Annotated in this window: 12 protein-coding genes and 1 riboswitch; of the genes, 9 read left to right on the forward strand and 3 right to left on the reverse strand. The window is 48.3% G+C overall.

Features of this window, described 5'->3' with window-relative positions; all coding sequences use genetic code 11:
- Positions 1-57 precede the first annotated feature (57 nt).
- The gene (locus DP119_RS00140; RefSeq protein WP_240616343.1) at positions 58-939 is read right to left on the reverse strand and encodes an amidase; all 882 of its coding nucleotides are present in this window, start codon (positions 937-939) and stop codon (positions 58-60) included.
- Between the two features lie 44 nt (positions 940-983).
- Positions 984-1,075, reverse strand: a riboswitch (cyclic di-GMP riboswitch).
- A gap of 634 nt (positions 1,076-1,709) precedes the next feature.
- On the opposite strand from DP119_RS00140, the gene DP119_RS00150 reads away from it, so the two are divergent.
- The 4 genes from DP119_RS00150 (at position 1,710) to DP119_RS00165 (ending at position 4,896) form a co-directional block, all read left to right on the forward strand.
- Positions 1,710-3,641, forward strand: a complete 1,932-nt coding sequence (locus DP119_RS00150) for a fructose-1,6-bisphosphatase (RefSeq protein ID WP_146747860.1) — start codon at positions 1,710-1,712, stop codon at positions 3,639-3,641.
- Positions 3,642-3,840: 199 nt separating this feature from the next.
- A complete protein-coding gene (locus tag DP119_RS00155) occupies positions 3,841-4,140 on the forward strand; it encodes a TIGR04104 family putative zinc finger protein (protein WP_112229769.1) in 300 nt (99 codons plus the stop codon).
- A gap of 126 nt (positions 4,141-4,266) precedes the next feature.
- Positions 4,267-4,584 carry a hypothetical protein gene (locus DP119_RS00160; RefSeq protein WP_112229771.1) on the forward strand — a complete coding sequence of 106 codons (318 nt, stop codon included), beginning with the start codon at positions 4,267-4,269 and terminating at the stop codon, positions 4,582-4,584.
- Between the two features lie 39 nt (positions 4,585-4,623).
- On the forward strand, positions 4,624-4,896 hold the full coding sequence (locus tag DP119_RS00165; RefSeq protein ID WP_112229773.1) for a hypothetical protein: 273 nt from the start codon (positions 4,624-4,626) through the stop codon (positions 4,894-4,896).
- A gap of 55 nt (positions 4,897-4,951) precedes the next feature.
- Here the strand turns inward: DP119_RS00165 and DP119_RS00170 are convergent, their stop codons facing one another.
- On the reverse strand, positions 4,952-5,845 hold the full coding sequence (locus tag DP119_RS00170) for an SDR family oxidoreductase (protein ID WP_112229775.1): 894 nt from the start codon (positions 5,843-5,845) through the stop codon (positions 4,952-4,954).
- Between the two features lie 254 nt (positions 5,846-6,099).
- Here DP119_RS00170 and DP119_RS00175 point away from each other — a divergent pair, with 254 nt between their 5' ends.
- The 3 genes from DP119_RS00175 to DP119_RS00185 all read left to right on the forward strand — a co-directional run bounded on the left by DP119_RS00175 (position 6,100) and on the right by DP119_RS00185 (position 8,939).
- Positions 6,100-6,951, forward strand: coding sequence for a mechanosensitive ion channel family protein (locus tag DP119_RS00175; protein ID WP_112229777.1), 852 nt, complete (start codon positions 6,100-6,102; stop codon positions 6,949-6,951).
- 286 nt (positions 6,952-7,237) lie between these two features.
- The gene (locus DP119_RS00180) at positions 7,238-7,894 is read left to right on the forward strand and encodes a potassium channel family protein (RefSeq protein ID WP_112229779.1); all 657 of its coding nucleotides are present in this window, start codon (positions 7,238-7,240) and stop codon (positions 7,892-7,894) included.
- A 205-nt stretch (positions 7,895-8,099) separates the two neighbouring features.
- Positions 8,100-8,939: an aldo/keto reductase gene (locus DP119_RS00185; protein WP_167399166.1), complete on the forward strand. Its 840-nt coding sequence runs from the start codon at positions 8,100-8,102 to the stop codon at positions 8,937-8,939.
- 315 nt (positions 8,940-9,254) lie between these two features.
- Here the strand turns inward: DP119_RS00185 and DP119_RS00190 are convergent, their stop codons facing one another.
- Complete coding sequence (locus DP119_RS00190) at positions 9,255-10,382, reverse strand: 2-methylaconitate cis-trans isomerase PrpF family protein (RefSeq protein WP_112229783.1); 1,128 nt, start codon at positions 10,380-10,382, stop codon at positions 9,255-9,257.
- A 128-nt stretch (positions 10,383-10,510) separates the two neighbouring features.
- Between DP119_RS00190 and DP119_RS00195 the strand changes: the two genes are divergently transcribed.
- Positions 10,511-11,386, forward strand: a complete 876-nt coding sequence (locus DP119_RS00195; RefSeq protein ID WP_112229785.1) for a LysR family transcriptional regulator — start codon at positions 10,511-10,513, stop codon at positions 11,384-11,386.
- Positions 11,387-11,540: 154 nt separating this feature from the next.
- A complete protein-coding gene (locus tag DP119_RS00200; protein WP_058382540.1) occupies positions 11,541-12,848 on the forward strand; it encodes a CitMHS family transporter in 1,308 nt (435 codons plus the stop codon).
- Positions 12,849-13,077: the final 229 nt, after the last annotated feature.

The following is a 13,077-nucleotide window of genomic DNA, read 5'->3' on the forward strand; positions in this document are numbered from 1 at the left end:
CAGAAATGAAAAAAATAAAAAGACACTTCCAAAAATCATGAGAAGTGTCTGATCTTTTCATGGCTTGAGCGTCATCCAACTGCCAACATGGTGGATAGCAATTCCTTCGTAGGCGGAGTATCCCGAGTAATGGGCGGCCACTTCAGCCAACTGCACATTCATGAACGCTTCGCCTTCTTCGGCAAAAGTGATGATGCTGCCTTCATCGGTGACGCCTGTTTCTACGCCCACTACCACATGTTTGCCGTATTTTTCGGCCATGGCAATTTCAGTTTTGACGATATCGATGATCATCGGCGCGGAATCCCGGTAAGCCATCAATGTCACTCCGTCCGTATTGGCGATCACCCATTCGGCCAATAACCCGCTGCCGAACGTATTTTTATAAGAGATCTCGTCGAACCAAAATGGCATGTCGGCTTCGAGCGGTAAGTTCAACTGTGCAGAGCTCACTGCGGCTCTTTGCAGAAGCGATTGATAGGATTTCACAGTAGCGGCGCGGTTTGAATTCCATCCGCTGTATAAATAAGGCTCCACATCCAAATGGATTCCATCAAAAACTGCCTGTTGTGTCGATCCGCTTTGATAATTACCCAGCCAGTTCATCAACATGTTCTGGTTCGTATAGCCTTTTGGCGCAACCCAGGCCGGTGCTCCATCGAGTGCAAATGCGGCTATGCCGCGTGCATGCGCTTGCGTGACAAAACTGCGGTACGTATTTTTAGGAATGTCCCGATCGATTTGCACATAGACTTTATTGACGTTTTTATTTTCGAGAAAAGTGAGCACAGCTGCTTCATCTTCCACGAACATCCACGGATTCCATAGCCAAGTGGCACGGGTATCAGGCGCATCGCCGCTTGCCTGTACGTTTTCTGCATGGCTTAACGCTAACATAAGGGACATCGCGAACATCAACATCGCCGCTTTCTTCAACATATTCTTTTCCTCCATTCTGTCAGCCGAGGTCCACAGAATGGGTGCCTGGCAACCTGACAACCGTACACTGTGCGGGCAGTGGGTAGGCTCATGGCTTTGCGTCCTTCCTTTTCAGGTAAGTTTGCCTTTTTCAGTTTTTTTCTTATTATAATTCCAGTATGTTGCATTAAAATAGTAACTATGTACCTATTAAAGCTTTTACATGACACTTATCGAGAAGTTTGAAATAAAAAGCTGTGCCATGTCCTTTCTTTTCTTGATTTCGCGATTTTTAAAAAGAAGATTGTATGAGAAAGAGCGCGGACAAACCGAACAATGCAGCAACGGACATAAAAAGGATGCCCCCAGCAATTCGCCTCTTTCTGGCATCGTCGGCATATTTTTCTTGGATATAAGCGGCCCATTTCCAAACTAGAATGTGAGTTATCACGATAAAACCAAGAATGAGCAAGCTGATAAGAGATTGTGTCATAACAAATCCTTTCCATTGAAAGTTATTTCCTGTTATCCCTCCTTACCCGTAAATGGGTGGATCACGCTAAACTTTTAGGAATGAAAAGTTTATAGTTCACCAGTTTGGTAATCAAGTATCAACGGCCTTCCAATTTCCTGCCGTCCTGCAATTAATACTAGAGCCTTCGCGGAAACTGCTATAGACTGGGAATATAGAGAAATTCCTTCCACATACCCGTTTGATCATTACGCTTTTCAGGAATTTGCTTTCAATTGAATTCAATTAAGACATATTACTTGAAGGAGGATTCCGCATGATCAGTTCAAAATACTTGGATCTACTGGCAGAAAAATACGATAGTGAAGAAAAAGTGGCGACGGAGATCATCAACCTGGAAGCCATCTTGAATTTGCCGAAAGGGACGGAGCATTTCGTCAGCGATCTCCACGGCGAGTACCAGGCATTCCAGCATGTGCTGCGCAACGGCTCCGGCAATGTCAAAGTGAAAATCAGGGATCTGTTCAAGAACGAGATGAGTGAAGAAGAGCTGAATGAATTCGCGACGCTCGTCTATTATCCGGAAGAGAAATTGAGCCTGATCAAAAACCATTTCAGCAGCAAGAAAGAATTGAAGGAATGGTACATCGATACAATCGAGCGGCTTTTGAAGCTGGTGTCTTACGCCTCGTCCAAATACACGCGCTCCAAATTGCGCAAAGCTTTGCCGAAGCAATTCGTCTACATCATCGAAGAGCTCTTGTACAAGACCGATGAGTTCACCAACAAGAAGGATTATTACGCGAAAATGCTCGAGCAGATCATTACCCTGGGGCAAGTGGACAAGCTGATCGTCGGGCTGGCCTATACGATGCAGCGGCTGACGGTCGACCATCTGCACGTCGTCGGCGATATTTACGACCGGGGGCCGGATCCGCATAAGATCATGGATACGCTCATCGACTACCATTCCGTCGACATCCAATGGGGCAACCACGACGTCCTGTGGATCGGCGCCTACTCCGGCTCCAAAGTCTGCCTCGCGAACATCATCCGCATCTGTGCGCGCTATAATAACCTGGACATCATCGAGGATGTGTACGGCATCAATCTGCGGCCGCTGTTGAATCTGGCGGAGAAATATTACGAAGACAATCCGGCCTTCCACCCGAAGCGGATTTCCGGTGAATATTTGACGGATCAGGAACAGCTGCAAATCACCAAGATCCACCAGGCGATTTCGATCATCCAGTTTAAATTGGAAAGCCCGATCATCAAACGGCGCTCTTGCTTCGCGATGGAAGACCGCTTGCTATTGGAGAAAGTCGATTACGATAAAAACGAAGCGACGATCCACGGCAAAACCTATCCGCTTGAGAACACGTGCTTCGCAACGGTCGACCCGGAACATCCTGACCGCTTGCTTGAGGAAGAGCAACAAGTGATCGATAAATTGCTGTTCTCCATCCAGCATTCCGAGAAACTGTCGCGGCATATGAACTTCCTCATGAAAAAAGGCAGCCTGTATCTCCAATACAACGGCAATTTGCTGATTCACGGCTGCATCCCGCTCGAAGAGAATGGCGATATGAAGAAAATGGACATCGAAGGCGAAAGCTATGCAGGGCGGAAACTGCTCGATGTCTTCGAAGAGTATCTCCGCTATGCATTCGCGCATCCGGAAGAAACCGACGATTTCGCGACCGACATGGTGTGGTACCAATGGACAGGCGAAAATTCCTCGCTGTTCGGCAAACGCGAGATGACGACGTTCGAACGTTACTTCATCAAGGATAAAGAAACGCATAAAGAACGGAAAAACCCGTATTACCATTTGCGTGAAGACGAAGACATGTGCCGCAAGATGCTTGCGGAATTCGACCTGAATCCCGACCATGGCCGCATCATCAACGGGCATACGCCGGTCAAGGAACGGGACGGCGAGGATCCGATCAAAGCGAACGGCAAAATGATCGTCATCGACGGCGGGTTTTCGAAAGCCTATCAGTCGACGACTGGAATCGCGGGCTATACGCTTCTGTACAATTCCTACGGCATGCAGCTCGTCGCCCATCAGCGCTTCAATTCCAAGGAAGAAGTATTGCAAAACGGTACCGATGTCTTGTCGATCAAACGATTGGTCGACGAGGAACTCGAGCGTAAAAAGGTGAGGGAGACGAATATCGGGCAAGAGCTCCTGCAAGAAATCGCCAATTTGAACAGCTTGAGAAAACATCGCTATATGAATTAACCGTATCAAGAGCAAGAACTGGCATCCAGTTCTTGCTTTTTTTTTCAGTGAAGATAGATTCGAGAGAGCTCTTAACTGAAACAGCGAAACCCAGTTAATTGGAATTTGTGTTGTGGGAATTTTTGGTTATCTCTGTTAGTCTAATAAGGACAAGGTCTTAAAGAATATGAATTTAAAAAAGCTCACTAGGAGGGAGTCCATGCCGATTTGTCAAAATTGCCACAAGCAATGGAGTTGGAAGCAGACGGTCAAAAAGATGTTCACATTGGATACGGGAATGATTTGCCCCTACTGCGGGAAAAAGCAATTGCTTACTACCCAATCGAAAAAAAGGGCCGGTCTTACCAACTTTCTGACGCCATTGGCTATGCTTTTCGGGGTTTTATTTAATCTTTCGTTCGTTACGATATTCCTGCTGATCATCGCTAGTGGAGTCATCGTTATAGCTGCCTACCCATTTTTAGTCGAATTGACAGAGGAAGACGAACCGCTTTGGTAAAGTAAGCGGGAAGAAGGACGTGTTCATATCTTTTATCCATTCAGTTTTTACATAGCCATTCTAATAGCCCTCCTGTACTGCGTAGTCTTGTGGATACTGCGAAACCTAGGGAAATTCAGGGTACCTTTGTTTTTCTACGGGCTTGCGGTGCAATTGTCGTTTCTCGCGTTCTTTTTTGGGATGAGCCGTTATTTCAGGACCAGCGACAGTGTGAACCGGGATTATTTCGATGTCTTTGGGAACGGCCTCGCGATCTTCTATCTATTGATGGTCGTTCCATTCGTCGTTGCGCTATGGGTGCAGGTCTATAAAGGTGTATGGCGGCTTGATATCGGCAAAATTTCCAAAATCATCATGATGGTGTTATTTGTCCTGATGACTTTGGTAGTCGGGTTCTTCGGTTTTTATGCACATATCCTGTTCTACTACGGTTTTGCGCCGTGATGATTAACAGCGGGCTTTCTTGAAAAAGGGGGAGATGAGATGTTCAGTAAATATTCAATTGGACTCGTCATTTTGGGAAGTCTATTGCTCATGCTCAACCGTTTGATCTCTGGGTATTCCGAGCCGCTTGCACTTATCGGTTTCCTGCTGCTGTTTGGAGCGGCGGGCACCGTTTTCATTGCCGTGTTGAAAAGAGAGCCGGGCCAATTGAAGGTTTGGTCGCTCTCAGTTTTTTTCGTCATTCTTTTTGTCATCACATGGGCAGAACCCTTCGAGATTTTGCGCCTGATGACGTGGCTGAAAAATATTTAATGAAAAAACGTGGGGCACCGATTGATTCGGTGCCCCACGTTTTTGAAATATAAACTTAAGCGGTCGTCATGCCGCCTGTGATGCTGTAGATTTGTCCCGTAACATAGCTCGATTCGATGGAAGCGAGGAATACGTATACGGAAGCAAGTTCTGCCGGTTGTCCTGCGCGGCCGATTGGCGTCTCTGGTGTGCCTTTGCCGAATTCAGGAATGTTTTCCTGCGGCTGTCCGCCGGAAATTTGAAGCGCTGTCCAGATTGGGCCTGGCGCGACCGAGTTGACACGGATGCCTTTGTCCGCCAATTGTTTGGACAAGGATTTCGTGAAGCCGATGATCGCGAATTTCGTTGCTGAATAATCGAGCAGCATCGGGCTTGGGTCAAAGCCTTCAACCGAGCTCGTCGTGATGATCGACGCGCCTTCTGGAAGGTATGGAAGCGCCGCTTTCACTGTCCAGTACATGGAGTAGACATTGACTTGGAATGTTTTTTCGAGCTGTTCTGTCGGAAGGTCAGCAATGTCTTTGACGGCTTGCTGCTTGCCGGCAACGAGTGCCAAAATGTCCAATCCGCCAAGTTCGGTGTTCGCTTTTTCAACCATTTCCTTGTTGAACGCTTCGTTGCTCAAGTCACCAGGGATCAAGACGGCTTTGCGGCCTTCCGCTTCGATCAATTGTTTCACTTCATCGGCATCGGATTGCTCCGCCGGCAAGTAATTGATCGCGACGTCTGCGCCTTCTCTCGCGTAAGCGATGGCAGCAGCGCGGCCGATCCCGGAATCGCCGCCGGTAACTAAAGCTTTGCGGCCCTCGAGCTTGCCCGAACCTTTATACGTCTTCTCGCCGCAGTCCGGCACCGGCGTCATTTGGTTTTGTACGCCAGGGGCTTCCTGGTATTGTTTCGGAAAGTCTTCCGTCGTGTATTGTGTTCTAGGATTTGGGATATTCGCCATTTCAATCTCTCCTCAGTTTGGTAATAGTTGGTTCCTCCCTTTATCTACCACTTGAAACAGGCGTGAAACCTCCACGGGAAATGTAAGCGCTCCAATGGTGAAAATTGAAAAAAACGCATTAAAACAAGGGAAGTTCAAGTCGGATGAATGAAATGCGCCGTGGAAGTGTGTTATAAAGAAACAGGAAAATACATAGGTACTGCGCCGATTGGGTTCTATTGAAAGCGGTGCAAGAATGTGAAAGGAATGATTGTTTGTTTGATTTTATCGATATTGATTGGGGACACTTATTAGTCGAAGCGGGAATCATTGCCGCTCAAGTCATCGGGATCATCATTGCGTTTGCGATTGTCCGGGCAATCGGGAAAAAGTTGATCAACCGCTCGTTTGACCGGTTGACGAAAAAAGGTGATGTGACAAGCGGCCGTGCATTGACGCTTCGCTCCCTATCCGAGAACGTCTTTTCTTATGCGCTGGTTTTCGTATTGGTCGCCACATTGTTCAATATCTTCGGGCTGTCCGTCGCCAGCCTCATCGCCGGCGCGGGAATCGTCGGCCTGGCGATCGGTTTCGGCGCACAGGGCCTTGTCAGCGACGTGGTCACCGGTTTCTTCCTGTTGCTGGAGAAACAGATTGACGTCAACGATTATGTAACGGTCGGCGCAATCGACGGCGTAGTAGAATCAGTCGGGCTGCGGACAACGCAAATCCGCAGCTTCGACGGCACCTTAAATTTCATCCCGAACCGCGATATCACGACCGTCAGCAACCATTCGCGCGGGAATATGCGTGCACTTGTCGATATTGGCGTATCGTATGACGAAAACATCGACGAAGCGATGGCCGTGCTGAAGACGGTATGTGAAAAAGTCGCGAAAGACAATGCGGCTATCGTCGAAGGGCCGGATGTCATCGGCGTGCAAGCATTCGGTGCATCGGATGTCACGCTGCGCATCATTGCCAAAGCGAAAAGCGGGGAACAATGGGGAGTCGAGCGCGAACTGCGCAAAGCGATCAAAGAAGCGCTGGATGCGAACAGCATCGAAATCCCTTTCCCTCACCAAGTGACGATCCATAAAGGCTTGGGGAACCCTGTCCAGACCTGACAGAATAGAGCGAGTAAATGATCGGCACCGTTAAACGGGGCCGATCTTTTTTCGTGCAAAGAATCAATGCTTAATTGCTTTTTAAAGGGTAAAGATGGCAAAAAACTTTCTATTGTTAATATATTGACAATAGTCATCAACAGATGTAGATTTTAGTCAATTGACCATGAAAGCCTATAGAGAAATCAGGGCTGACACGGAATTTAAACGAAGGTTCATCAAGGGCTGAGCAAGCTTTGTTCTTGTGCGGAACTTTTTTAGCGGGATATGGAAATGAGGAACTGATTTGAAGAAGCAATTTATCGTGATCGGCCTTGGAAGATTTGGCAGCAGCATCTGCAAAGAGCTGTTCAAACTGGGACATGATGTCATGGCAATCGATTCATCGCCGGAACGCGTAGACTTGATGCGCAATTTTTCTTCCCATGCAGCGGTGGCGAATGCGACTGACGAGGCGAGCTTGAGGGAACTCGGTGTGCGCAATTTTGAACATGCGGTCGTGGCGATCGGCGAGAATATGCAGACGAGTGTATTATGCACATTGATGCTTAAGGAAATCGGCGTTCCGCTCGTATGGGTCAAAGCGAAAGACCTGCAGCACCAGATGATCCTTGAGAAAGTCGGGGCGGATCGCGTCATCCAGCCCGAAAAAGAGATGGGCATCCGCATCGCCCATCATATGGATTCGGAAAAGGTCGTGGATTACATCGATTTATCGGAAGACTATAGCATCGTGGAGCTGGTGGCTTCAGAGAAATTGATGGATCAAAGCTTGCTGGAGCTGGACATCCGGGCGAGATACCAATGCACGATTCTCGCCATCAAGCGAGGGGACGAAGTAAATGTCGCGCCGATGCCGGATGATCAAGTGAAGTTGGACGATGTGCTCGTCGCCATGGGGCATCGCGATGATTTAAAACGATTTGAGGCAAAAGGAATTTAGAATAGTATCGGATGTGGGGAAGTCCCCGAAGAGAGGCACACTTCAATGGAAGTATGCCTCTCTTTTTTGGCTGATGGAAATGAATAAAAGGAGAATGAGGGAGTGTGTTCTTCTATTTAGGGTTAGGCGATAATTCTCCGTACAATTGGGTATAATAAACGTATTGCGCAATGGATCAATGAAAGAAACAGGAGGATTACCATTCATGAAAAACTTGCAAGCGACTGTCACGTTAAATAACGGAAGTGAAATGCCCTGGCTCGGCCTCGGCGTATTCCGTGTAGAAAACGGCCCTGAAGCGGCCGAAGCCGTCAAAACGGCAATCGTCAACGGCTATCGCAGCATCGATACCGCCGCCATTTATGGAAACGAGGAAAGCGTCGGGGAAGGGATCCGCCAGGGAATGAAAGCGGCGGGGATCTCGAGGGAAGACTTGTTCATCACTTCAAAACTATGGAACGACGATTTCGGCTACACGTCCGGCATCCAAGCTTACGGGACGAGCCTGAAGAAATTGGGGCTGGAGTATCTGGACCTGTACTTGCTCCACTGGCCCGTTGATGGCAAATACAAAGAGGCATGGAAAGCGCTCGAGCATCTCTATATGGACGGCCAGGTCATAGCGATCGGCGTCAGCAATTTCCAGATCCATCATCTGGAAGACCTGATGAAAGACGCGGACATCAAGCCGGTCGTCAACCAAATCGAGTACCATCCGCGCCTGACGCAAGAGAAGTTGCTCGCGTTCTGCCGCGACAACGGCATCCAGGTGGAGTCCTGGTCGCCGCTCATGGCAGGCGAAGCGCTCGAACAGCCGGAGCTGAAAGAAATCGCCGCAAAATACGATAAATCGGTCGCCCAAATCATTTTGCGCTGGAACCTGCAAAACGGCGTAGTGGCCATTCCGAAGTCGACCAATGAACGGCGCATCGTGGAAAACTCGCAAGTGTTCGATTTCGAATTGGCGGAGGAAGACATGGGGCGGATTTCCGCATTGAACGAAGACCGCCGCGTGGGCCCCGACCCGGACAACTTCGATTTTTAAGAAATGACAGACGCTGACATTAGGTGATTGTTTTCATCTTAGTTATAACAAAAGGAAGCGAAAAGCCCTGGAGCTTTTCGCTTCCTTTTATGTTTCCAATCTATAGCCGATTTTATTCAACGCCGATTCAATGTCGGCGACGTACCCGGTTTTCAACTGCGGCAAGTCCATGGCAAACGAATGGATGCCTTCAACGGCTGTATGGCGCGAACTGCATGCCGTGATTTCACTCCTCGAGCTTGAATGAGAGTTCTGCTCCAAATATTGAAAAAGGCGTACACAAAGTGATTGTGTACGCTTTTTTCGATGGGCAGTTTAAACTGCAGACACCGTGTGAAGGTAGCTGCCTTTAGTATGGACATAGCCTTCCAAGATGAGGCGGGCGGTTCGGACGACCTTGATATTGCTGATGTGCCCGGCAATGAGGTCCACTTTCGTTTCGATGATTCCGGATGGATGGCCAAGACGGACGATATTGGCATCGATCCGGATCAAGTCATTTAGGATCGTATCGGGCAAGAACGCGCCTGCTGTGGTGCAGATAGCGCCGGTTATGGCCAATGCCTGATGCGGTTTTTGCATGGACATCATCCGGATTCGGCAATCCATAGTATCGGCTTCCCGCCGAATGCCGTTGACGTCCGAGTAAGCGGCAGGCGGGGCTACGAGCGTCAACTTTGGCACTGCGGGGGATTTGATTGTTGCTTCTTCTTTCGAACAGAATCCACATAATTCTGCCGCAGCTGCCCGGATTTCCTCCAGCTGCCCGAGCATTTGCGGAGTGAAATCGGCAGGCAGTTCAGAGCCGGTCAATCCCACATCCTGCGCTTTGACGAACACCAAGGGATTGGCCACATCGATAATCGAGACGGCAACCGTGCCGAAAGCGGTCTTGATGTGATCGACTGGATGGCCAGTCGGGAAGAGCTTGCCCGTGACGGCGCCTTGCGCGTCGGTGAAAGATAAATAGATGGGCGAGCCGGTGCCCGGGACGCCTGGAATTTCACATTCACCTTCCGTTTTCACTTGCCCGTGTTCGACTTCCACTTCGGCGATGATCACTTTTTGTGTATTGGTATTGAAGATTTTGACGCTCGTCATCGGCTCTACTGCCGGAACGAGCCCTTGCTCGATAGCATAAGGGCCGACTGCGGAAGAAATATTGCCGCAATTGCCGCGGAAATCGACCAATTGATTTTCGATGCTCACTTGCGCAAACGTATACTCCACATCGATGCCTGGAATCGCTGACTTTTTGATGATGGCGGCTTTGCTCGTCAATGAATTGCCGCCTCCCAAACCGTCAATTTGCCGTTGATCCGGGCTTCCCATGATATCCAACAGAAAACCATCCCACAAAGTTCGGTCTACGGGCATATCCTCAAAATTAATAAAAATCCCTTTGCTGGTTCCTCCACGCATTACTGATATTGGTACTTTCATGCTGCAGCCACCTTTCGTAAGTTCGATTGCTTATGAAAAAAGCTTATGGTATTTTTAGTCATAAGTGAAATAGATATTATTAAGGTGTTGTTCTAAAAAAAACTTATAACCTGATCGGAGTGGACAGAATGGATGAGAAAGATTGGGAAGCCATGCAAGTGTTGCATGAAGAGAAAAACATCAGCCGCGCTTCGGAACGCTTGTATATTTCGCAGCCGGCTTTGACGTATCGCTTAAAGAATCTGGAGAAAGATATGGGGACAAAGCTTTTCTTCAAAACCAAAAAAGGCATCGAGCTGACGGCAGAGGGAGTCTATCTCGCCCAATACGCGGATGAAATGATTACGAAATTGCAAAACGCCAAAGATTATATCCAGAATATGAACCAAGAAGTCCAAGGGATCCTGAGGCTCGGGGTATCGAGCAATTTCGCGCAGTATAAATTGCCTGCCTTATTGAAGGAATTCATCACGGCCCATCCGAAAGTGCAGTTCAGCGTGAACACGGGATGGAGTGCGGACGTTATGGGATTGCTCAATTCATCGGAAGTCCATTTGGGGATTTTGCGCGGCGACTATAACTGGACCGGGTCAAAATCGCTGTTGCATACGGAACAACTGTTTTTAATCTCAAAAAATGAAGTGAATATGGAAGAAGTGCCTGAATTGCCGTTTATCAATTACAAAACCGACAGCTCCTTGAAAGACATCATCAATAAATGGTGGCACGATCAATACAACGAGCCGCCGATCATTACGATGGAGACTGACCGGCAGGAGACGTGCAAGGAAATGGTCAAGAACGACTTAGGAATCGCCATCCTTCCGGAAATTTGCCTGCGCCCTTCCGACGAGATCCATAAATACCCGTTGTTCTATAAAGACGGGGAACCGGTTATGCGGGATACGTGGCTGATGTACAACCAGGAATTTTTGAAGCTGTCGACCGTCCAGAAGTTTGTGGAATTCTTGAAAAACCACCCGTCGCTTCTGTCCGAAGTTTAGGTTATAAGTTTTTTTGTGTCTTTATTATAAATTCTCTCTATTTTACTTATTTTAAGTAATAGAATATTCTTAAAACTAATTCGTATCGCTAATTTGCCAAGGGGTGGGAAATTTAATTGTTATGTAAGCGAATACATTTAGAGGGGGAATTTATATTCTTACACTATTAGGGGTTTCAATGGTAATTGTATTTACGTATTTGATCATGGCGAAAAAAATGTCGCCGGTCTCCGCGTTGGTGGTGGTGCCGATCGTCTTTGCAGTCATCGGCGGCTTTTGGTCAGGTTTAGGGACGATGATGATGGACGGGCTTAAACAAGTCGCCCCGTCCGCAGCTTTGTTACTGTTTGCGATTTTATTCTTCGGGATTTTGATCGATGCCGGGCTGTTTGATCCTTTGATCAATCGAGTCATGAAGCTGGTGAAAGGGGATCCAGTGAAAATTGCGATCGGGACAGCGGTCATCGCCATGATTGCGTCATTGGACGGCGATGGCACGACGACGCATATGATCACCATTTCAGCGATGCTTGCCCTTTACATCCGCCTCGGCATGAACCCGCTGGTGTTAGCGACCATCTCCATTATGTCCGTCAGTATCATCAGCGGCATGACGCCGTGGGGCGGTCCGGCGACAAGGGCTATCGCTGCGTTAGGCTTGGATGCCAATGAATTTTTCATTCCGATTCTTCCAACGATGTTTGCAGGAATCCTGAGCATTTTGGGAATTGCGTACATGATGGGGAAAAAAGAACGCGAACGGCTCGGCATCATTAAAGTGGAAAACATTCCTGCTAATTCCGAAAGCATGCTTCAAGTTGCCGCTACCCATGCCTTGGACGAAGATTTGAAAAAGCCGCAATTGATCTGGGTCAACCTCGTATTGGTACTGGCCGTCATGAGCGTCTTGGTAACGGGGATCTTGCCCGCTGCCGTCAGTTTCCTGATCGGCTTCGTGTTGGCAGCTGCCATTAACTATCCCGACCTGCAAATGCAAAAAGAACGCATTTTGGCGCATTCCGGCAATGCCATCACGGTCGTCGTACTGGTCTTTGCGGCCGGTATCTTCTCCGGAATTTTCTCCGGCACGCAAATGGTCGATGCCATTTCCAACTCGCTGATTTCGATCATTCCGGCGTCTGTCGGCTCTTATTACCCATTGATCGTCGCCATTACGAGCATGCCGTTTACGTTTGCTTTGTCGAATGATGCTTATTATTTCGGCGTGTTGCCCATCTTGGCAGAAGCGGGCGCTGCGTATGGCGTGAGTCCTCTTGAAATCGCACGTGCTTCCGTCTTGGGGCAGCCGATCCACTTCCTGAGCCCATTGGTGGCTTCGACCTTATTGGTAGTGGGAATGATCAGAAAGGATTTCGGGGAAATGCAGAAATTCGCATTCAAATGGGCGTTCCTTTGCTGCTTATCCATTATTGCGGTGGCTTTCATTACCGGGGCCATTTAACTTTAGGGAATTTTAAGAACTCGTATTTTCCGAAGCTTATCGCTCGCTTTCCGCGGGCGGGAATCGAGCCTCCTCGTCACTTCGTTCCTGCGGGGTCTCTCAAACCCGTCGCTTCGCTGCTCCCGCAGGAGTCGAGCGAACGCTTCTCCAAATACTTAGGTAGATCATTGATTTTTGAATGTAGAAAAGATAATTCTTTTTAACTCATAGCGAATTATAGGCTTCTTCC

Origin of the sequence: Planococcus maitriensis (genome assembly GCF_003289925.1) — a bacterium.
Classification (GTDB): Bacteria; Bacillota; Bacilli; order Bacillales_A; family Planococcaceae; genus Planococcus; species Planococcus maitriensis.